This window comes from Hymenobacter sp. FMD4, assembly GCF_058932745.1.
Window position 1 is genome coordinate 53,221 of record NZ_JBZYWH010000019.1, and the last position, 20,030, is coordinate 73,250.

A 20,030-nucleotide genomic window follows, 5' to 3' on the forward strand; every position below is an offset into this window, starting at 1 on the left:
TGCGGGGCCATACTTGCGTGGGGCCGCTTGTTTCTATAAACACCACCGCCCCGAAAGCGGCTGCTTCCGGGGCGGTAGTTGAAGTGCTCGTTGCCGCTGATCAGGCCAGCTGCGTTTGTTGCGGGTTAGCTTTTCTTGTTGGCGTTGAAGCGCACGCGCTGCTCCTGCACCACGGTGCTTAGCTCCTTGGCGGCTTCCTTGTAACGGTACACATCCAGCAGCTTCAGGCGGGCCAGCAGGCGCTCGGCTTCGTCGAAGTTGTTGAGCCATAGGTTGGCCTCGGCGGCATTGAGCAGCGTGGCGGCGGTTACCTTCTCATCGATGCGGGCCTTTTTGTCCTTGGGGTTTGATTCGGCCAGGGCTTTGGTCCACAGCGACAGTGCTTCGCCGATCTGCTGCTGCGCTTCCGTTACGCGGTTGGGGTCGGCCAGCATCTTGTAGCCCATCAGTGCCTTTTCGTAGGCCTGCGGGTACTCATCGTAGTTTACCTTCTTGTCCGAAATCACCACGATGGCGGTGTTGCGGGTAACCGGGCGCTGCCCGATTTTGTTGTCCAGGTATTCCACCACCAGCTTAATGTTGGCCTTCAGCTGGTTTTCGTCCAACTGCCGCATGAAAGCCGTCTGGTTGGTCTTCCAGTACTTGGCCAAGCCCTCTTCGGTGCCGAATTGCTGGGTTTTGGTTTTCTCGTACTCGTTGGTGACTTCCACTACTTCATCGAGTAGCACGGTGCCGTCTTTGGTGGTCACCTTCACCGCCATCGGCGACTTGTGCGACACCTCGTAGGCGTGCTTTACCCCGTCGCTGACGGCTGCGCCGCCCACTTTCACCTGCGTTGCCTGAATAGCAACCGGCGTGATGGAGCCCTGCACGAAGCCTTCCAGGCTGATGGTCACGCGCACGTCGCTGGCGTCGGAGCTTTGGGCGCGCTGCAGGCCACTGAGGCTTACGTAAGTAGCGGCCAACGTTTTGCCATCGTAAATCTGGGCGGTGTATTCGGCCGGCGGAATCACGGCCTCGCCCGGCTTCCGCTCATCCAGCACGATGCGGTTGAAAGCCTTGGCCCCGAGCGACTGCGCCTTATATTCCTGTTTGTCCTTTTCGGCTTTGGCCTTGGCATCGGCCACAGCGGCCTCATGGTCGGCCTTCTGCTGCTTTACTGCGTCTTCGTAGCGCAGCACTACTTCCGGCGTATAGGTGCGGGCACCCGTGGGTAGTGGCACCAGCGGCAGGCGCACGTAATCAAACGTGATTTTTTGGGGGTCGATGCTCTGGCCGACAGCGGAGCCGGAGAGCAGCAGGGCACTAACTAACAGCGTAGAAGTTGCACGCATAAGCAGGTAAAGGCAAGTGAAAAGAGAGGTGAATAGCCCTGCGCACACCACAGGCGGTGCAAGTTACTCATCTACAAAGCAGTGAATAGCACGAATCAAGCCAGCAGGACAACTATTTTTCAGCGCCGCAGCTTTGATAAGTACTCCGAAAAGGAAGATTTTGACCTCAAAACGGCATGGTTGTTGAACCAGCTTATGCGAAGCGGTTACCCTTCCGCTTCACCATAGCTCCATTGTTCTAAGTCCCGTCGCGCTGCGACGGGACTTTTTTTGTACTTACCCTGGAACCTCTCTGGCTGCTCTTAGCGTTGGCGCCCTATCTTCCCAGGTCCGTCTATGATTGCATCTCAACTCTCCGCGTTGGGCTTCGTGCCCACCAAGCGCATGTCTAAAGGCGGTAATTTGCCCCCGGGCCGGCAGTACGAACACAAGGGCCGCGGCGAACCAATGTGTGTGTTTGTTGCTGACGATCAGAGCTTCGCCGAAATTGTAGTTGGCTCAGGCAGCCGCCCCCGCGTATACGGCCGCGGCCGCTTCACCTGCGCCGAGCAGTTGCGCCAGTTCGTACTACTGCACCGCAACTAAAGCCATAAGCGGGCTTACCTGAACTCCCTTTGCTTCGGCTTGGGGAGTTTTTTTGTGCTTATCGAAGCCCAGCAGCGCTCCGCCGACAGCGCAACCTCGTCAGGAGCTTTGGTGTCAGTGCCGGGATGCCATAGCTTCGCTCCTGCACTTCTCTCTCCATCCCGATGAACCAACGTTTTACTGCTGCCAAGTGGCTGCTGGCCTTGCCACTTTTCGGCTTGGCCCTGACCGGCTGTCAGCCCGGCGGCTCCTCCGATGCTGCCCGCACCGATGTGCTGCAAGCCAGCCTGGATACCACCGTCAGCCCCGGCGACGATTTTTTCACCTACGCCAACGGTGGCTGGCTTAAGCGCCACCCTATTCCGGCTTCAGAAAGCTCCTGGGGCATCGGCCGTGAGGTGCAGAACGAGGTGTACGCCCGGCTGCGCGCCCTGAGCGAGGAAGCTGCCAAGGCCAATGCTGCGGCTGGCACCAACCAACAAAAGATCGGCGACTTTTACGCCACGGGCATGGACTCGGCCAAGGCCAATCAGCTGGGGATTCAACCGCTGCACGCGGAACTGACGCGCATCGCAGCCATAAAGTCGCCGCAGGATGTGCAGGCGGTGGTGGCCCGTCTGCAGCCGCTGGGCGTAAATGCGCTGCTAGGTATGTACGTGACGCAGGACAGCAAAAACAGCGAAAAGATGGCGCTGTACCTGTACCAGGGCGGCCTGGGCCTGCCCAACCGCGACTATTACTTCAACAACGACAAGCGTACGGCCGGCATTCGGGCGCAGTACGGCCGCCATGTGCAGCGTATGTTTCAGCTGATGGGACAGGACTCGGTGCAGGCCAAGGCCAACAGCGCCCGGGTGGTTCGGCTGGAGACGGCGCTGGCCAAGTCGTCGCGCAAGCTGGAAGACCTGCGCGACCCGTACGCCAACTACAACAAGATGGCCGTAGCCGACCTAGCCAAGCTCACACCCGGCGTGGACTGGCGCACCTGGCTAAACCAGATGGAGCTGCAGAAGGCCGATACGGTCATTGTGGGCCAACCCGAGTTTTACCGCACGGCCGGCCAGCTGCTCAAAACAGCCGCGGTGGATGACTGGAAGGCCTACCTGCAGTGGCACTTGGTGCACACCTACGCCCCCAACCTCAGCCGCGACCTCGACAACGAGAACTTTCGCTTTTACGGCACCGTGCTGCAGGGCAGCAAGGAGCAGCGGCCGCGCTGGAAGCGCGTGCTGGATGAGCAGGAAGAGGCCATGGGCGAAATCCTGGGTCAGCTCTTCGTGAAGGAGTACTTCAAGCCCGCCACCAAGCAGCGCTACGAGCAGATGGTCGACAACGTGTCGGCCTCGTTCCGCGAGCATATCCAGCAGTTGGATTGGATGAGCGACTCTACCAAGCAGAAGGCTTTGGTGAAGCTCAGCAAGATCAACAAGAAGGTGGGCTACCCCGCTAAGTGGAAGGACTACTCTTCCCTGCAGATCGACCGCAGCTCCTACGCCCAAAACGTGATGCGCGCCAACCAATGGCAGTACCGCTACGCCATCAACAAGCTGGGCAAGCCCGTGGACCGCACTGAGTGGGACATGACGCCGCAGACCTACAACGCGTATTACAACCCCTCCAACAACGAGATTGTGCTGCCGGCCGCCATCTTCGCCATTCCCGGGCTAAAGGACGAAGACGCCGACGATGCCATCGTGTACGGCTACGCTGGCGCCAGCACCATCGGCCACGAACTCACCCACGGTTTCGACGACGAGGGCAGCCAGTTCGACGAGAAGGGCAACCTGCGCAACTGGTGGACCAAGCAGGACCGGGCCGAGTTTCAGAAGCGCGTCAACCAGATTGTGCGGCAGTTCAACGGCTACACCGTGCTCGACTCGCTGCGCATCAACGGCAAAGCCACTGCCGGCGAGAACATCGCCGATCTGGGCGGCATCGTCATTGCCCACGACGCGTTCAAGAAAACCGAGCAGTACAAGAAGGGCGAAAAAATCGGCGGCCTCACGCCTGATCAGCGCTACTTCCTCGGCTACGCCCTGGGCTGGCAAAGCCACCAGCGCGACGAGCAGCTGGCCCAGCGCATCATGACTGATGTGCACTCCCCCGCCCAGTACCGTGTAAATGGCCCCATGGCCGACGTGCCCGCCTTCTACGAAGCCTTTAAGGTGAAACCAGGACAGAAGCTCTGGCGCCCCGACAGCACCCGGGTGAAAATCTGGTAGCGCTGCTTATCACTTGATTCCTAAAGCCCACCGACCGCCGTCGGTGGGCTTTTTGTTGCTTAGGTTGTTGTTACAGTAAATGTTTTTCTGCCTTTGGCCCCTCCGTCTGTCATCCTGAGCAACGCGAAGGACCTTACCACGCTGGAACAGCAGCCGTAACAACGACTCGTTCTGCGGTGGTAAGGTCCTTCCTTCGTCAGGATGACAACTGCTGAACAACCTCCAGCCCCTATGCCTTGCTCAGTCTTTGATTCGACCAAGAACCAGCTGCTGCAGGAATCAGCAACAGACCGCTCGTAGCAACGTAGCTAACCAGGTTGATTTCGTAATTAGCTGCCGTGTCCCGCGTTTCTACCTTATCCGAGCCACTGCCCGTCAGCGTTATCATTCCCACCTACAACGAAGCGCCCAACATTGGCGCGCTGGTACGGTACCTGCGCCAAGCCAGCGGCGCGGATGCTGCCGTGGAAATTATCGTGGCCGATGGGCAAAGCACCGACGCCACCATTGCCGAGGCCACGGCGGCCGGCGCCCGTGTACTACGCTGCCCGCGCAAGGGCCGCGCGGCCCAGATGAACTTCGGCGCCCAGACCGCCCAGGGAGAGATATTGTATTTTCTGCACGCCGACAGCTATCCACCAGCTGGCTTTTTGCACGACATCCGCCAAGCCGTAATGCAGGGCTACGGCTGCGGCTGCTACCGGCTGGCCTTCGATTACCGGCACTGGTTTTTGCGGGCCAGCGCCTGGTTTACGCGCTTCCGAGCTGAGGTCGTGCGCTTCGGTGACCAAAGCCTTTTTGTGCGCCGTGACGTGTTTGAGCGTGCAGGTGGCTTTCGGGAGGAAATGATTGTGCTCGAAGACCAAGAAATTACGCGGCGGCTGCGGCAGCACAGCCGCTTTCAGGTACTGCCAGGGCGTGTAACCACCTCGGCCCGCAAGTACCTTGAAAATGGAGTTTACCGCCTGCAGGGCGTATTTCTGTTGATCTGCGTGCTTTACCGCCTGGGCGTTTCGCAAACGAACCTAAAGCGGGTGTACTGCGCGCTTATTCGGCAGGATAAGGTGTAAAGCTTCTGATCAGCGTAACGGCGCAGCCAAATTTCAACACAATTAATACATTGTGCGTCAATCATTAACCCCCATAAAACAAACACTGAAGCTCTTCAGGAATTGTCATCCTGACGCAGAAAGGACCTTACCACCGCAGAACGAGTCGTTGTTACGGCTGCTGTTTCAGCGTGGTAAGGTCCTTTGCGTTGCTCAGGATGACAGAAGACTTATGTTAGTCTGATTTCAATTGGCTTTCCGATTCCCAACAAGCGACATCAGAAGCACTAAGGCAGAAAGTGTTAGCAACGCTGACCTTCTTGTGTTGCTACGCCACGTCCCGCTTGCGGCGCCGTGTCCAGCGCTGGCGCAGCGGATTGGGCAGCGGCTGATTCCCGACCCATTCCTGCCCGTCGGTAGCGCGGTACTGCTGGTAACGCTCCGGCTCGATGCGGCGACGGTCCACGAAGTACAAGCCGCCGCGGAAGCCCCGGCGGCGCACCCAGCTGTTAATAAGGTAGGCGTGCAGGCGTTCCAGGGAATGGAAGTCGCGGGTGGGCACGCCGTAGTCGCCCTGGAAGTATAGGTCCGGCTGCAGCGGCGGACGCACAATGCCCACAGCGTCGCCGTGGCGCAGGCGACTAATGTCGGCCACCCAGGCGCCGTTGATGATGTTCACGGCCGGGTACGGCGACGGGTTGCCCCACATGACTTTGCGCCCCGAGCCATTGACGTTGGCAAACCACGGCAGGTGCGACATCACGAAGGCCGAGAAGTAAGCAAACTCCTGGGGGTCGTAGTTACGCTCCCGAAATACCAAGGTCACTTCGCGGCGTTCGGCCCGAATCAGCCGGCGCAGCTCCTTGCGGAAGCGCGTATCGGCCAGGTACTGCATGGCCTCAGCGAAAGTGTTGAAGAGCAGCGTCAGACCGTTGTAATGCACGGCGCCGTGCAGGTAGTTGATGGCGTGCGGCATGCGGCGCTGCGGGCCGTGCGGTATTTCGGGCGTCGAGACGGATTTGCGCACCATGGCGGCCAGGAAGCGGCCTACTTTGCCCACAATGGCATCGTCGGACTCGGGCATGTAATCCGGTTTGGCCCACTGCGTGCCCACCGGCGTGCAGAATGCCACGTTGTGCAGCCACACGGGCTCGGTTGTACCGGGCATCAGCCCCGTCACCCATGGGTGCTCCGCTGCTACCAGCCCTGCTGGCATCTTGTGGATGGAAAGCAGGCGCATTACATGGAAAGCCCCGCCGGTGTTGTGAATCAGGTTGCCGCGCACCACGTTCTGGGTCATGAACAAGGCCTCTTTCAGCCGGTCACGCTTGCGAGGTTTGCGGGAGCCAGGAACCAGTTCGGACCCTGTGGCCGTAGCTGATGGAGACTGCGGCGCAGCGTCGGTTGAACTCAAAGCAGGCATATGGCACGAATGGGAAGGTGGACCAACAATCTAAGTTATAGCGGGTGAACGACTACCCACATACTCTCCAGTGCAATGCTACGATTAAGTCTGACTGCCGTGCAGTTATCGACCCCTATGTTTACCACCAACGCACATAAAAAAACCGCCCGATGATAAATCGGGCGGCTTTTGGTATCGATGGGGTTTTGCTCGTTACTCGCGCACCACTTTGATGGTGGCATGCTGAGCGCCTTGGCGCACGGTGACAAAATACACCCCGATAGGCAGCTTACCAGCTTCAGGCAGGCGCACCATGGTTGCACCGGCCGCGGCTTCGGCTTGGGTCTTCAGCAGCACCCGGCCCACCGCATCGTGCAACGACAGGCTAAGCGGCCCAGCTTGCTCGGTCCGCACCTGCAGGCTAATACCATCTTGGCCGAAAGGATTGGGCAGGGCCGCCGCCGCAAAGCCAGTGACCTGTTCCACCCGCACAGTGCGCACATCGGTGAGGTGGGCCTCGCCGTTGCGGTCTACCTGCCGCAGGCGGTAGTAGAGCGTCCCCACGGCATAGCGTGCTATCCGCGCATCGGTGTACTCATATTCCTGGCGCTGGGTGGTGGTGCCCCGGCCCGCTACCGTACCTATCTGACGGAATTCACGACCGTCGAGGCTGATTTCCACTTCAAACCGGTCGTTATTCAGCTCCTGCGCCGTTGTCCAGCGCAGCCAGGCATCGGCGGCGCGGCGCTCGGCCGTGAAGCGGACCAGTTCCACGGGCAGCGGGTTGCTGCGCAACGACACCGTGAATTGCCCCAGTCCTTCTGCGGCGGCGGAAATGGTGCGGGAGTTAGCGTTTTGCACAGCTCCCACGGGCAGCCAGCCGGTAGGCATATCGGGCCGGCGCCACATTTGCGTCTGCGAGAAGTTGTTGGCTCCGTTGTCGTCGTTAGAAACCCAGTTGAGCGTAACGGTGGCAGGCGTAGCCGCGGAAGGAGCGGTGCCCGTCGCTTCGATATTCCAGATCCGGTCGATACCCTGACTGGCGGAGTTGTTGGGATTGGTGGCGTAGCTCACGTTGGCCGTTTGCAGGCCGGCTGTGCGCGTCACCGTTACGGTACCCATGGCATTGCCGCCAGGGTTGATGGTCATTCCGTTGGGGAAAACCACCCCGGTATTGCCACTGACGCCAGTTCGCACGGCCCGCAGGTTGCCTTGCACATAACGGTCCTCGCCTTCAGTGCTCATGCTGGCCCCTTGTGGTAGCACAATTACGGCCGTGGACGTGGTACGCACCATGCCGCTGGTCAGCGTGAGTTGATTGGTAATTGTCAGATCAGCGTTGACGTCAACCCGGTTGTTGTTGGCGGTGGTTTTGTTTACGACCACCGTGGCCAGCGTAGCGCCCCCCGGAGCCACAGTCTGATTGGTAGTGCCATCCAACGTCACCGTGCCGGTGCCCGGTGTGATGGTACCGGTATTGGTTAGGTTGCCTTTCAGTACCAAGGCGCCGTTGCTCAAATCAAGAGTACCGGCGTTGGAAAGTGCGCCGTCAACTTGCACAGTGCCAGCGTTGGTGAGAGTACCGCTGCTATTGGTGAGTCCGCCAGAAACAAACAAAGTAGCACCACTCCCGACGGAAATGACAGCACCGTTGTTGGTCAGGTCCTGGGCGGCCAGGGAGTTTGCCCCGAGCAATACCAATCCCAGCAAGGCCAACGAGTAAGAGTGTTTCATAGAAAGCAGCTTAGGCCACGAAAGTACATTAAGTTTAAAATATATTCATAGATACTCCGAGGCAAACTATGACTTCATCAGTAACGGCACACAGAAACCAAACGGCTAAATAGTACCCCACGAATCATCATAACGGACTCATCAACAACAAAGCCTTCCACTGAGAAGTGAAAGGCTTTGGCTGGCTTATGACCCACAGCAGCGCTGCGCTACGGCACTACGAAGCGCATCATCTGTACACCCTCGCCCGAAGTGAGGCGGGCGATGTACGTTCCCGGCTGCAGGTGGCTTACATCGAGCTGACCCGTGCCGGCGGCTAGCTGCACGGCGGGCACCACGCGCTGCCCAGCCAAGGTGCAGCACTCCAGCTGCCCCGCCGCGGCCACCGTGTAGCGCAGCTGCCCATCGGCCACGATGGTGGGCACTACCTGAAAGCGTTCCTGCCCAACAGCAGGCGTGACAGGGCGGACCTCAGAATACGTAGTGGTACCGTCCCGGTCTACCTGACGCAGGCGGTAATAGAGCGTACTGGCCGATGGCAAAGCGGCATCGGTGTACGTGTAGGTGCGGACCTGGGCGCTGTTGCCGGCGCCGGTTACCTGCCCGAGTTGGGTGAAGGTGCGGCCATCGGAAGCGCGCTCAATGGCAAAGAAGGCATTGTTCCTTTCCTGGGCCGTGGTCCAGCGCAGTTGCACCGTGGTGGCGCGAGAAGTAGCCCCGAAGCTTACCAACTGCACAGGCAGCGGCCGAACCACGGGCTCCAGCGCGGTTGACGCCAGCAGACTGGCGCGCAGGCCACCGGCCTCAAACAACGACCGAACGCGCGCCCGTTGCCCCGCCGTGAAGGCATTCATGCAGGCGTCGTCGGTGTAGTCCATGAAGTTCATGTACATGTCGCCCTCGGCCGGGCTATTGCGGCACGAGAGGCGTGGGCCGCTGGGGCAGCCATAGTTGCCGGTGCTTTGCACTGGGGTGTCGTTTACCTGGTCGGTATCGCGGCAGCCGCCCTGGAAGGTGTGGTACAGGTTCAGCCAGTGGCCCACTTCGTGCGTGCCCGTTCGGCCCAGGTTGTAAGGCGCGGCAGTGCCGCCGGGCACGGTCGAGTACAGCAGCACCACGCCGTCGTAGGCCTCGGTGCCGCCAGGAAACTGCGCGAAGCCAAGCAGGCCTTGATCAAGATTACACAGCCAAATATTCAAGTATTGCGAGGCGGGCCACGGGTCGAGGCCGCCGGCGCTGAAGCGCTTTACGTTGTCGCCGAGCCAGGAAACAACTGAGGTCTGCCGCCGCTCAATGCCTTTGGTGGCCTGGCCTTGCGGGTCGCGCAGGGCCAGCTTGAACTCGACATCGAGGCTGGCGGCCCTAGCCTGAAAGCGGGTTGGGGTGTTGCCCGCGTCGGCGTTGGTACGCGAAAAGTCCTCATTCAGCACGTCGATCTGGGCCTGAATCTGCTCATCCGTTACGTTCTGGCCGGGCGTGTTATACACCACGTGCACCACCACTGGAATGGTAACGGTGGCCGTGGTGCGCTGCGCGCTACCGCCAGCGGCCAGTTCTTGCTGCCGCTCGGCTGAGCGGATTTCCGCTTGCTGGTAGGCTTGGCGCTGGGCCGGTGTCAGCTGCGCTTCCCACTGCTCAGGAGAAGGCGTTCCGCAGATGCGCTGCGCCTTGGCTTCCGCCGAAAGCAAGGCTCCGCCCATCAGTACCAAACCTGTAATCAGCGGCCGGAGCCTTTCCCTAATGTAAAGAAGCGTCATAGAAAGAGGTAGAGTAGCCGAAAGGTTAAGGCATCAAAACAGCCCGGCAACCTCCTTCTTTTGATAATAATTCCGATAGTTCCCGAATCAGCAAAAATTCTTTTACCGGTGATGAGCTAACTGGTATTAATTATAAAAACACAACTGCTAAAGCTTCATTAGGCCACTTAACAACCTTGAAAGCCAAAAATCTTACTACTGTTTCGCATTGCATATGACAATAAAGTTTTTTTGCATTTTACTTACAAAAACCTACCATCGTCGCTCAGTGCTGATCCTGGTCTTGATCCTGCTGTGCAGCTTGCACTTCGGCGCGTGAACGGGGCCCATCCTTTTGCCCAGCGGGCCAGCCTTCGCGCTGGCGCCGACGGTTGCCGTCGGTTTCTTCGGTCTGGTCATGAAACAGGATCTGCTGAGTGGGAAAAGGCAAGTCGATGCCGTTCTGCGTTAGCTTGTTTTTGATGGCTTCTAGCACCCGATCCTGCGCATCCATTATATCGGCGCGGCGGGGCGGGTTTACCCACCAACGGGCCCGCAGGTTAACGGTGCTTTCGGCCAACTCCGTGACCAACACATCAGGAGCAGGCTCCTGTAATACGCCTTCCGTGCCGAGCATGGCTTCCATGATCAGGGTCCGGGCCCGGGCAATGTCGTCGCCGTAGCCGATGCCCACGTCGTACTGCAAGCGGCGCTGCTCGTAGGCGGTGTTCACCGTCACTGCATTAGTAAACAATTCTGCATTGGGAATGACCACGCGGCGCCCGTCGTAGGTTTTGATGGTGGTGGCCCGGGTCTGAATGGACTCGACGGTTCCCTCAAAATCCTTGTACTTGATTTGGTCGTCGATCTTGAAGGGCTCGGTCAGCAGGAGCAGCACACCGGCCAGGAAGTTTTGAAAGATGTCCTTGAAAGCAAAGCCAATGGCAATGCCGCCCACTCCCAGCGCACTAATCAGGCTGGCTGGTGTGAAACCCGGCAGGATGATAGTTACGGCCACCAGCACACCCAGGATGAGCACGGCCACGTAGGACAGGCGACTCATCAGCAAGGCAAGGCTGTGGTTGCGGCGCTTCGAGTGCGTGACGCGGGCCACCAGAGCGCGCACGCCGCGAGCCACCAACACAAATATCACGAATACCACCACCCCAATGGCTAGGTTGGGCAACACCGCAATTAGGTCGCGGCCAATCTGATTCAGCTTCTGCCAGGCGATAGAAAAGTCCATAGGCAACAACGGAGCTCCGGTGGGTGGGTGCTATTGTACACGAAGCTGAAGCGCAAATAGTTACTCCCCTTCCTCCCCGGCAGCCTGCCTTTCGCCTTAGCAATGGCAGCGCAACTACCAGTTTGCTAATCAAACCTCATTATACCGTGCTTCCAGAGCAACTCTATGCTAGCGCGGTTGCACGCTGAAGGCCACATGCTTATGTGAGTGAGCAAGCACATCATTATGCGATAAAATCAAACACAAAGACGAATAGTCCCATTATACCTTTGTCAGGTAGCTACAACGCATCAACTGACTGCCGCTGGCGGCCCACAATTTGGGCGCTGGGTTGGCCTTTCAGCTTGCCCCACTCGGTTTGATTGCCGGCGGGCACTTCTGCTTTTGTTTCATTCCTGCTCCAACCCCTGATCATCATGCTCAAGCATGCTCTCCTGACGTTTGCCTGCTGCGCTGTCGCAGCCTGCTCGGCCCTGGCCCAACAAGCCCCAGCCGTACCTTTTGGCAAATTTGGCTCTTCGTCCCTTGCCCTTCGTACTGGGGGCGGCGTTCGGGTCCCGGCGCACATTGCGCTCAACGGCAATCAGTCGGCCAGCCAGACCCTGCTGGAAAACATCGACCGCCAAGCCGACTACACTTCCTTCATCCAATCGGTGGAACGGGCGGCCATGGTACCGCTGCTGCAAAGTGCCGGCCCTTATACGGTGTTTGTGCCCGTCAACAAGGGTTTCGAACACCTCAGCGCCGGAACCATGGCTGAGCTTTGGCTGCCCGAAAACCGCCAAAAGCTGCAAGAACTGCTCGCCGGCCATATCGTAGCGGGCGACTTGCGCACCCGTGACCTCACCGATGGTCAGCAGCTAACTACCTTGGCAGGTACCCGCCTGACGGTGCACCGCCAAGGCAGCCACTTGCTGCTGGAAGACCACCACGGCCGCCGGGCTACCTTAGCCGCTACCGACATTGCATCAAGCAACGGCACGGCCCACGCAGTCGATTTCGTGCTTGGGCACCAATAATCCGCTGGCCCTGCTGCAGCCCGATTGGATGCGGCAGGGCCAGCTTTTTTCCTTTACATAGCGGTGGACGCTATTGAGCCAACAAATGGGTCGGTTCAGATAAAATGCCCCGCGACGGGGAGCGTCAGCCGGTAGTTTTACATCATCAGACAGGCAAACGCTTGCCACCGTCTGCTGACCAATACGACTTACCGACTGGCCGCTTCGCAAAGAATAAGGGGGGAATGGATTAGACTTTCCGAACGGCAAAGGCCGCTGCCATTAGGCAGCGGCCTTATTTTTTGCCCCGACGCGTCGGGCAGCTTAAAGCGCAGCGCGCAGCCAGCGGCGGTTGGCACGGCGCCAAGGACGGGCAATCAGGGATGGAGTGTTGATCGTTTTCATGGCTTCTGAGAGAAAGAGGTTGTGGATAAATGACGAGAGGAAAGCGACCTTAACGGCAGGCCCAGGGACAGCGGCGCGTAGGCATCTGAGTTACCCGAGCCGGAGCACTGCCCATGGCTCGCAGCGCGAAAGCGGCTCTTTTGGTTGCTTTAGCTGCCATGGGAAAAGAAGTGTGCATGTCCATTTTCGTAGCGGTTAGGTGCTTGGTTATTAGGGTATTGCCAAACGCCATGCCAAGCACACAAATATTTGTTTATCAATTAATTATGTAGAATACCATGTTTTTACGCCTAATCATTATTGTTCGCATCCGGACACGCTGTTCGCTATTGATACAGCTAGTCCGTTCAGTTTTGATCAACGCCGAAAAAAGCAGCCGCTTCTAGCACCAACGCCAAGCGCCGCCGGCAACTGGAATGCCGGCGGCACTTGGCGTTGGTGCAAAGGAATACTTAACTATCTGGCAGCCGTAGCGGTGGTCGGTGGTCCGGCGACAGGCGCGGGCACGGCACTGCTGAACCCAATGGTAAAACCCGTATGGCCGCTGTTCTCGTCGGTGGCGAGGCGAAACAGGAAGCCGTGCTGCAGCAAGATGTCGCGAATCATGGTCAGCCCGATGCCTTGACCGTCGCGCTTGGTGCTGAAGAAGGGCGTGAACAGATTGGGCTGCACTTCGGGCGGAATGCCGGGGCCGTCGTTTTCAATAAGAATCAGCGCGGGCTGGGTAGCTGAGCGCACCCAGATGTTGCCGTTCTCACCGATGGCCTCGAGGGCGTTTTTGCAGATGTTCAGCAGCACCTGCTCTATTTGCTGGGCATCGAGTTCCACCATCAGTGGCCCAGGTGCCAGTTGCCAGTGCCACCGGATGTTACGCTTCTCACTTTGCACCTGCAAAAGGCGGCAGGTGGCTTTTAGCAGCTCGTGTACATCCACGGGACGGCGCGTGGGGGCGGGCAGGCGCACGAGGTTGGCAAAGCCGGCAATGAAGTTGGCAAGGTGGGTATTGCGGTTGATGGACACGTCCAGCGCCTCGGTGAAGTCGGGGCGGTCGTCGTCGGCTAGCTGAGCGGCGTAGAAGCGGAACGACTGCAGGATGGAGTTGACGGCGCCGATGGAATTATTTATCTCGTGCGACATCATCCGGATCAGCTTTTCATACGCCTGCTTTTCCTTTCGGATAACGTCCTGCGTTAGCTCTTCCACCAGAATGAAGTGGCGCGTGAAGCCACGGTCCAGAAAGTGCGAGGTGCTGGCGCGGTAGGTTTGTACGCCCGAAAGCTGCACTACCTGTGGTTCGCCGGCCTGCAGTTGTCCTAGCACCCGCCCCCATTCGCCGGGCAACACGGCCGGCACTTTGCCTTGCAGCTCACCCGGACCAAGCTGCATAAGGCGTTGGGCCGCGGGGTTGGCATCCTGGATTCGGCCTTCGAAATCGAGCAGCAGAATACCCGCGGGCGACGCCGCAATGAGGCGCTCCAGCAGAAAGCTTTTTTCCTGTTGCGTTACCCGCTCCTGCCGTAGCTCGTCAATCATGGTGTTGTAAGTCTCGATTAGTTGGTCCATTTCGGTTTGGCCCACCGGCAGGAACTTCATGGTGAAGTCCCGGTCGCGAATGGCCTCGGTGCCGGCCGCAATCAGGTTGAGCGGCCGTACAAAGCCGCGGTACAGCTGAATGCTGAGCACAGCTGTAACGAGCAGCAGCACTTCCGTGGCGATGAACAGCGGCGGGTTGGCAGGGCGAAACTGAAACGCCAGCCCGGCAATGGCCGCGTGGACCAGGACCACAAAGAGGATGAACTTGGTACGAAGGGTCATGAGCGGTGGTGAAGCGCGCCGTAGCGCAGGCGTCAAGCCGCGTTTGCCCGAACCGCTGTTGTGTGCCACTGCCGCATCAACGGTTCCGTCTTGACAAACGCGGGCTAAAGCCCGCGCTACACCCGGCTACTGGGCGGCGTCGTAGGGAATATTGAACTTCTCCAAGCGGCGGTACAGGGCCCCGCGGCTCAGCCCCAGGGCCTTGGCCACGCGCGAGAGGTTGCCGGCGTAGAAGTCCACGGTTTTGCGGATCATCTGAGCCTCCAGCTCATCGAGGGTCATGGTACCCACTTCGGGCAGGGCACCGGGCTCGGGAGCCTTCGTGCTGATGCGCTGCGCTTGGGCCTGGAATTCCTCGGGGCCGAGTTCGTCTTTGCCGCTCACGAGCACGGCGCGCTCCACCAGGTTTTTCAGCTCGCGAATGTTGCCGGGCAGCAGTTGCTCGCGCAGCCAGTGCAGGGCGCGGGTGTTTACCTTCAGCGCAGGCCGGTTGTAGGCTGTGCGCAAATTGCCGATGAAGTGCTGGGCCAGGAGCGGAATGTCGTCGGGCCGCTCGCGCAGGGCGGGCAGGCGCACGGTGATAAGGTTGATGCGGTAAAACAGGTCTTCGCGAAAACGGCCTTCACGTACCTCGTGGGCCAGGTCGCGGTTGGTGGCGCAGATCACGCGGATATCCAGGGAGCGGCTGCGCGAGTCGCCCAGCACCTCGTAGGTGCGGTCTTGCAGCACTCGCAGCAGTTTTACCTGGGAGCCCATATCCAGTTCCCCGATTTCGTCGAGGAAAATGGTGCCGCCGTTGGCCATTTCGAAGCGTCCCTGCCGGTCGGCTTTGGCATCAGTAAAAGCGCCGCGTCGGTGGCCGAACATTTCGCTTTCAAACAACGACGCCGAGATGCCCCCCAAATTCACTTTCACGAAGGGCTTGTTGCGCCGGTGCGAGTTCAAGTGAATGGCCTCGGCGATGAGTTCCTTGCCCGTACCCGACTCGCCCTCAATCAGCACCGAGGCATCGGTGGCGGACACCTGACCCACGCTGCGCAGCACGTGCATAAGCTGCGCGTCTTGCCCCACTATGTTCTTGAAGTTGTATTGTTTGTCGAGCTGCCGGCGGGTGGGACTGATTTCGTCATCGGCGTGCGCGGCGTGGGCCTGAGCTAGGCTGATAACGGTACGGATAGTCTGCAGCAACGAGTCGTTGTTCCAGGGCTTGGTCACGAACTCGGCGGCGCCGGCCTTCATGCCTTCCACGGCCAGCGTGATGGAGCCCCAGCCGGTGATAAGAATCACGGGCACCTGTGGCGCTACTTCCTTTACCTGGCCCAGCAAACGCAGCCCATCTTCGCCGGTGGTGGCCAGCGAATAGTTCATATCCATGAGCACTAGTTCGGGCAGGGTTTCGCGCACCACCCGCAGGGCATCTTCGGGCGTGCCTACGGCCTTGGTGGCGTAGCCGGCCTGCTTGAGCAGCAGCCCGAGCGAGGTACGCACCGCTATATCATCGTCGACAATAAGTATCATGGGAAGGGCTGAGAAGAGAGTAGCGAAGGACGGAATTTCGCGGCGGAAAGCGAAGCGTGGGGCGGCGGTCCGTGGCCGCCGTGCGGAAGCACGCGGCGCCGCTTTCGCTGACAAGGTTATGGCGCCCTGTGGAGTGCACCGATGGGCGCTGTTGAAGGGCGGCGCGCTTCCGCATTGGTACGCGCCGCGTCTGGGCCGCTTCGCGCACCTATATTCGTTACTCTTCGCGCAGCGCCACGGCGGGCTGAATACCGGCCGCGAGACGACTGGGCTGCCAGGCGCACACGGCCGTGAGCAGGAAGATGATGCCGGTGGCCAGCAGCATGGCCAGCAAGTATACCCGGGCAGGCACATCGAAGGCGCCGAGCAGCGGGAATTGTGCGGCCAGCACCAGGCCCATCAATACTCCTAAGGAAGTCAATACCAGCATTTCGGCCAGGAACTGCGAGCTGATGGCCGTGCCAGAGGCACCCAGGGCCCGACGCAGGCCTACCTCGGCGCGGCGCTGGCTGATGTTGTACCACAGCACGCCGAACAAGCCCAGGGCTACGTTGATGATTAGGAACAAACCCACTACCGACAAGGCGGCAATCGGGGCCAGCGTCACTTTGAGCTTGTCGACTCGGTCGGCCTCAAGGGTGTATACCTCGGTGCTCCACTGGCGCGTCACGCCGGCCACCGTTTTCACGATTTTTTGCTGCAGCTCGGCACCTTGGCCGGGTGCTACGCGCACCAGTACCGCAGCTCCTTCCCATTGGGTAGTATCGTGGGGCAAGAGGCGCATCCATATGCTGGGGGACTGTTCGCTGAACTCGCTGTGCACGCGCACGTCCTCTACCACTCCCACCACTTGGTATCGGTCTTTGGGGTCCTCGCCGAAGCGCACATCCGGGCTCACCAACTGGCCCAAAGCAGCCTGCGTGCCAAACAGCTTCTCGCGCATGTTGCGCGTAATTACGACCGGACGATAAGTAGCTGCGTCGTCGGTATTGCGAAACCAACGGCCTTCCAACAGCTGCAGGCCCATGGTAGCTGCGTACTGATCGTCGGCGTCGTAGCGGTCCACGTTCTCCACTTTGTTTTTATTGGCGGCGACGAAGTCAGTGTTCATCGTGATGAAACGGAAAGGCGTGTTGGCGCTGGTAAGGGTCAGCTCCTGCACGCCGGGCAGGGCGCGCACCTGGCGCAGCACGTCGTCGAGCACGGGGCGGGGCATCTTCTCGCCCTGCCCTGCCGCTATGTTGAGGCGCCACACCTGCTCGTGGCGGAAGCCCTGAGGCAGCAGGTAGTTGTGCCCGACGGTGACCAGCACCACTCCCACAGCAAAGAGCACAATAAAGGAGAGCAGAATTTCACTGAGCAGCAGCACGTTGGTGCGCTTGCGGTTCCAGATCAGGCGAAGCAGATGACGAAACATGGCAATGGGAGAGTCAAGAGGAGAATAGGACTACTTGGGGCCACCGCCGCCGCCGCGCAGGGCGTCTACCGGGTTCAGGCGCGACATTTTCCAGGCCGGGTACACGCCGCTCATCAGCCCAAACACTACCGTGAGGCCAAGGCCGACCCCGAAGGCCCGCCAACTCAGCCCGAAGTGCGAGTGGGCGATAAACTGCGACTCATTGAGCAGGTACAGCACCACAGCGGCCAAGCCCAGGCCGAGCAGCCCGCCCAGCGCCGTGAGCACCAGATTTTCGGTCAGGAACTGTCCTACCAGCACGGACCGAGAGGCCCCAAAAGCTTTGCGGACGCCGATTTCGCCGGCCCGCTCCATGATGCGCGTCACGTTCAGGTTCACCAGGTTCAGGGCCGGCAGCAGCATAAACAGCAGGGCCAACACACCGCACACCGTCAGGAAAAGTCCCATGCCGTCGTTATCGGTTTCCTGGCTGCGGGTGAGTTCCCGCACTACACCGGCCAGGGCCGGATCAGCGTGGGCGGTCAGTTTGCTGAGACGGGCCGGATCGGGCAGCGGTACACGGCGCATCACCTGCTCAAACTCTGCGCGCACCGCCGGTACGGCCTCCGTCGAAGGCGCCAGCAGAATGGCCAAGTATACGCCCCCGGGGCGCTCGTCTTCAATGGTTTGCGGATTGAGTGTGTAAGGCGCCCATACATCAGCGCTGGAGTACAGCCGAATGGCCGGTACATCGGGCACCACCCCCGTGACGCGGTAGCGGTGCGGTCCTATGTCGAGCATACGACCGGCCGCGCCTTTCTCCGTGCCGAAGAATGCACGGGCCGTACGCCGGCTGATGACGCATACGCGGGCCTTCTGGTCAATTTCGGCGGCGGAGTAATGCCGGCCATCGAGGAAATCAAAGTCCATCACGCGCCAGAAATTGTAGTCGGTGTAGCGCACATCCAGCGTGAGGGTTTGGTTGCCGGCAAAGGAAGTGGCGCTGTTGCCGATGGAGGTAAAGCCCACCAACTCGGGCGTCTTCATTTTCCGCACGTAGGTATCGATGAAGTGCGCGCTGACAGGTGAGTTGTTGGAGCCACCGTCCTTGAAGCGCTGGCTGAGCATGTTCACGAACAACATGCGGTCCATGTGCTTCTCGGGCTTGTGTGAGCCGTTGAAGTGGTCGACAGCAGCCACCAGCACCAGCAGCACCATGAGGGTGAAGCTGATGCCGAATAGGCTGATGAAGGTGAAAAACTTGCGGCGCAAGAGCACCTTCCAGGCGATTTTAAGGTAGCTAAGCAGCATAAATCTGGGGAGCAGAGGGTTGGGGAGAAACCTGAAGCGTGGGCAGCAAGGCCGGGTGGCCCGATGGCTGCGGGCGCGCTGGGGCCGTGAGGTCGTAGAGCGCGGCGCCGGCCAGTAGGCACAGCACGGCCGAGAGCAACAGAGCAGTGGCTTGCAACACGCGTTTCATGGCGCAGGTAGTGAAGTTGTGAAAGGAGAAGTAGCGCAGTTGCGGGGCTTATGTCGATGCAAAGCGTTGTCTCACCAAAGCCCACTTCCCACGCTCCGCAACCCGCCACTTCGCCCTTTACATATCATCGTCAGACTACCTGGCTGCCGTCGAAGAAGCGGATGATGCGCTCCGTTTTCTGAGCCATGGTCTCGTCGTGGGTTACCATCACGATGGTGGTGCTTCCCTCCCGGTTGAGGCTCAGCAGCAGGTCCATGATTTCCTCACCCATCACCGAGTCGAGGTTGCCGGTGGGTTCGTCGGCCAGGATGATTTCGGGGGCGCCGGCCAGGGCGCGGGCAATGGCCACGCGCTGGCGCTGCCCACCCGAGAGCTGCGACGGAAAGTGCCGGGTGCGGGCGCTGAGGCCTACTTTCTCCAGCGCCGCCAGGGCGCGCTGCCGCCGCTCCTTGCCATTAATGCCCGCGCGGTACAGCAAGGGCACCTCCACGTTATCGAGCACCGAGAGGTCGTTGATGAGGTGGAAGCTCTGGAAGATGAAGCCGATTTTGTGGTTGCGCAGGCGGGCCAGCTCCTTGTCGGAATAGCTGGTGACGGCGCGCCCGTCGATTTCAATGGTGCCGCTGGTAGGCTCGTCCAGCAAGCCCATTAGGCTCAGCAGCGTGGATTTGCCACACCCCGAAGGCCCCATAACCGACACGAACTCCCCCTTGTTGATGGTCAGGTTCACGCGGTTTAGCGCCACCGTCTCAATGGTATCGGTCTGGTACACCTTCTCGATGTCGGAGAGCTTGATCATGGGCGTATTCTTCAGCGAAGTCTTGCCGCGGGCATCGGTGAGGGCGGCGCTGTGAGTCAGGATAGGTTCCATGAGCGGTGAGGGTTTGTTTTCGGGGTTGGCCGTTGAGATGGCAGTTGCGTGTTTGTCCGCTTTCGGGCACGGAAAGAGCAACTGTCATGATGATTAGCCAAGCTCCGTGCCATTTAATTAACCCATTGCATATCAGTTTTTTATACTATAGCAAAGATAATACAGCATGAAAAATAGCGTCCATTCTTGGACACAGTGTTCGAAAATGAAAGCTCTTCGCGGCCAGGTCCTTTGCC

15 protein-coding genes are annotated in these 20,030 nt (G+C 59.6%); 4 read left to right on the forward strand and 11 right to left on the reverse strand.

Annotated elements, in window-relative coordinates; genetic code table 11:
* Nucleotides 1-125: 125 nt before the first annotated feature.
* A complete protein-coding gene (locus tag AC5FXY_RS16210) occupies nt 126-1,334 on the reverse strand; it encodes a hypothetical protein (protein ID WP_493557746.1) in 1,209 nt (402 codons plus the stop codon).
* Between the two features lie 336 nt (nt 1,335-1,670).
* Between AC5FXY_RS16210 and AC5FXY_RS16215 the strand changes: the two genes are divergently transcribed.
* The 3 genes from AC5FXY_RS16215 (at nt 1,671) to AC5FXY_RS16225 (ending at nt 5,211) form a co-directional block, all read left to right on the forward strand.
* The gene (locus AC5FXY_RS16215; RefSeq protein ID WP_493557747.1) at nt 1,671-1,919 is read left to right on the forward strand and encodes a hypothetical protein; all 249 of its coding nucleotides are present in this window, start codon (nt 1,671-1,673) and stop codon (nt 1,917-1,919) included.
* 164 nt (nt 1,920-2,083) lie between these two features.
* Nucleotides 2,084-4,141, forward strand: coding sequence for a M13 family metallopeptidase (locus AC5FXY_RS16220; RefSeq protein ID WP_493557748.1), 2,058 nt, complete (start codon nt 2,084-2,086; stop codon nt 4,139-4,141).
* A gap of 338 nt (nt 4,142-4,479) precedes the next feature.
* The gene (locus AC5FXY_RS16225; protein WP_493557749.1) at nt 4,480-5,211 is read left to right on the forward strand and encodes a TIGR04283 family arsenosugar biosynthesis glycosyltransferase; all 732 of its coding nucleotides are present in this window, start codon (nt 4,480-4,482) and stop codon (nt 5,209-5,211) included.
* Between the two features lie 307 nt (nt 5,212-5,518).
* On the opposite strand, the gene AC5FXY_RS16230 is transcribed toward AC5FXY_RS16225, so the two are convergent.
* From AC5FXY_RS16230 to AC5FXY_RS16245, 4 genes are all read right to left on the reverse strand, one after another.
* A complete protein-coding gene (locus AC5FXY_RS16230) occupies nt 5,519-6,613 on the reverse strand; it encodes a hypothetical protein (RefSeq protein ID WP_493557750.1) in 1,095 nt (364 codons plus the stop codon).
* Between the two features lie 195 nt (nt 6,614-6,808).
* Nucleotides 6,809-8,329: a T9SS type A sorting domain-containing protein gene (locus AC5FXY_RS16235; RefSeq protein ID WP_493557751.1), complete on the reverse strand. Its 1,521-nt coding sequence runs from the start codon at nt 8,327-8,329 to the stop codon at nt 6,809-6,811.
* Between the two features lie 209 nt (nt 8,330-8,538).
* Nucleotides 8,539-10,086, reverse strand: coding sequence for a M43 family zinc metalloprotease (locus tag AC5FXY_RS16240; RefSeq protein WP_493557752.1), 1,548 nt, complete (start codon nt 10,084-10,086; stop codon nt 8,539-8,541).
* Between the two features lie 265 nt (nt 10,087-10,351).
* Nucleotides 10,352-11,311 carry a mechanosensitive ion channel family protein gene (locus AC5FXY_RS16245; RefSeq protein ID WP_493557753.1) on the reverse strand — a complete coding sequence of 320 codons (960 nt, stop codon included), beginning with the start codon at nt 11,309-11,311 and terminating at the stop codon, nt 10,352-10,354.
* Between the two features lie 416 nt (nt 11,312-11,727).
* On the opposite strand from AC5FXY_RS16245, the gene AC5FXY_RS16250 reads away from it, so the two are divergent.
* Complete coding sequence (locus tag AC5FXY_RS16250) at nt 11,728-12,330, forward strand: fasciclin domain-containing protein (RefSeq protein ID WP_493557754.1); 603 nt, start codon at nt 11,728-11,730, stop codon at nt 12,328-12,330.
* Nucleotides 12,331-13,170: 840 nt separating this feature from the next.
* Here the strand turns inward: AC5FXY_RS16250 and AC5FXY_RS16255 are convergent.
* The 6 genes from AC5FXY_RS16255 to AC5FXY_RS16280 all read right to left on the reverse strand — a co-directional run bounded on the left by AC5FXY_RS16255 (nt 13,171) and on the right by AC5FXY_RS16280 (nt 19,722).
* The gene (locus tag AC5FXY_RS16255) at nt 13,171-14,529 is read right to left on the reverse strand and encodes a sensor histidine kinase (RefSeq protein WP_493557755.1); all 1,359 of its coding nucleotides are present in this window, start codon (nt 14,527-14,529) and stop codon (nt 13,171-13,173) included.
* A gap of 126 nt (nt 14,530-14,655) precedes the next feature.
* Nucleotides 14,656-16,047 (reverse strand): sigma-54-dependent transcriptional regulator, encoded by a 1,392-nt coding sequence (locus AC5FXY_RS16260; protein ID WP_493557756.1) that lies wholly within the window; start codon nt 16,045-16,047, stop codon nt 14,656-14,658.
* A 217-nt stretch (nt 16,048-16,264) separates the two neighbouring features.
* Complete coding sequence (locus AC5FXY_RS16265; RefSeq protein ID WP_493557757.1) at nt 16,265-17,464, reverse strand: ABC transporter permease; 1,200 nt, start codon at nt 17,462-17,464, stop codon at nt 16,265-16,267.
* Between the two features lie 30 nt (nt 17,465-17,494).
* Entirely contained in the window at nt 17,495-18,754 is a 1,260-nt protein-coding gene (locus tag AC5FXY_RS16270; RefSeq protein WP_493557758.1) for an ABC transporter permease, read from the reverse strand.
* Complete coding sequence (locus tag AC5FXY_RS16275; RefSeq protein ID WP_493557759.1) at nt 18,744-18,923, reverse strand: hypothetical protein; 180 nt, start codon at nt 18,921-18,923, stop codon at nt 18,744-18,746. Before AC5FXY_RS16275 ends, AC5FXY_RS16270 begins: the two co-directional genes overlap by 11 nt.
* 130 nt (nt 18,924-19,053) lie before the next feature.
* Nucleotides 19,054-19,722 (reverse strand): ABC transporter ATP-binding protein, encoded by a 669-nt coding sequence (locus tag AC5FXY_RS16280; protein ID WP_493557783.1) that lies wholly within the window; start codon nt 19,720-19,722, stop codon nt 19,054-19,056.
* Nucleotides 19,723-20,030 lie beyond the last annotated feature (308 nt).

What these genes read in the sequence shown, in the direction of transcription:
- AC5FXY_RS16210 (WP_493557746.1), bottom strand. Translation starts at nt 1,334, where the DNA reads ATGCGTGCAACTTCTACGCTGTTAGTTAGTGCCCTGCTGCTCTCCGGC.
- AC5FXY_RS16215 (WP_493557747.1), top strand. Translation starts at nt 1,671, where the DNA reads ATGATTGCATCTCAACTCTCCGCGTTGGGCTTCGTGCCCACCAAGCGC.
- AC5FXY_RS16220 (WP_493557748.1), top strand. Translation starts at nt 2,084, where the DNA reads ATGAACCAACGTTTTACTGCTGCCAAGTGGCTGCTGGCCTTGCCACTT.
- AC5FXY_RS16230 (WP_493557750.1), bottom strand. Translation starts at nt 6,613, where the DNA reads ATGCCTGCTTTGAGTTCAACCGACGCTGCGCCGCAGTCTCCATCAGCT.
- AC5FXY_RS16235 (WP_493557751.1), bottom strand. Translation starts at nt 8,329, where the DNA reads ATGAAACACTCTTACTCGTTGGCCTTGCTGGGATTGGTATTGCTCGGG.
- AC5FXY_RS16240 (WP_493557752.1), bottom strand. Translation starts at nt 10,086, where the DNA reads ATGACGCTTCTTTACATTAGGGAAAGGCTCCGGCCGCTGATTACAGGT.
- AC5FXY_RS16245 (WP_493557753.1), bottom strand. Translation starts at nt 11,311, where the DNA reads ATGGACTTTTCTATCGCCTGGCAGAAGCTGAATCAGATTGGCCGCGAC.
- AC5FXY_RS16250 (WP_493557754.1), top strand. Translation starts at nt 11,728, where the DNA reads ATGCTCAAGCATGCTCTCCTGACGTTTGCCTGCTGCGCTGTCGCAGCC.
- AC5FXY_RS16255 (WP_493557755.1), bottom strand. Translation starts at nt 14,529, where the DNA reads ATGACCCTTCGTACCAAGTTCATCCTCTTTGTGGTCCTGGTCCACGCG.
- AC5FXY_RS16260 (WP_493557756.1), bottom strand. Translation starts at nt 16,047, where the DNA reads ATGATACTTATTGTCGACGATGATATAGCGGTGCGTACCTCGCTCGGG.
- AC5FXY_RS16265 (WP_493557757.1), bottom strand. Translation starts at nt 17,464, where the DNA reads ATGTTTCGTCATCTGCTTCGCCTGATCTGGAACCGCAAGCGCACCAAC.
- AC5FXY_RS16270 (WP_493557758.1), bottom strand. Translation starts at nt 18,754, where the DNA reads ATGCTGCTTAGCTACCTTAAAATCGCCTGGAAGGTGCTCTTGCGCCGC.
- AC5FXY_RS16275 (WP_493557759.1), bottom strand. Translation starts at nt 18,923, where the DNA reads ATGAAACGCGTGTTGCAAGCCACTGCTCTGTTGCTCTCGGCCGTGCTG.
- AC5FXY_RS16280 (WP_493557783.1), bottom strand. Translation starts at nt 19,722, where the DNA reads ATGATCAAGCTCTCCGACATCGAGAAGGTGTACCAGACCGATACCATT.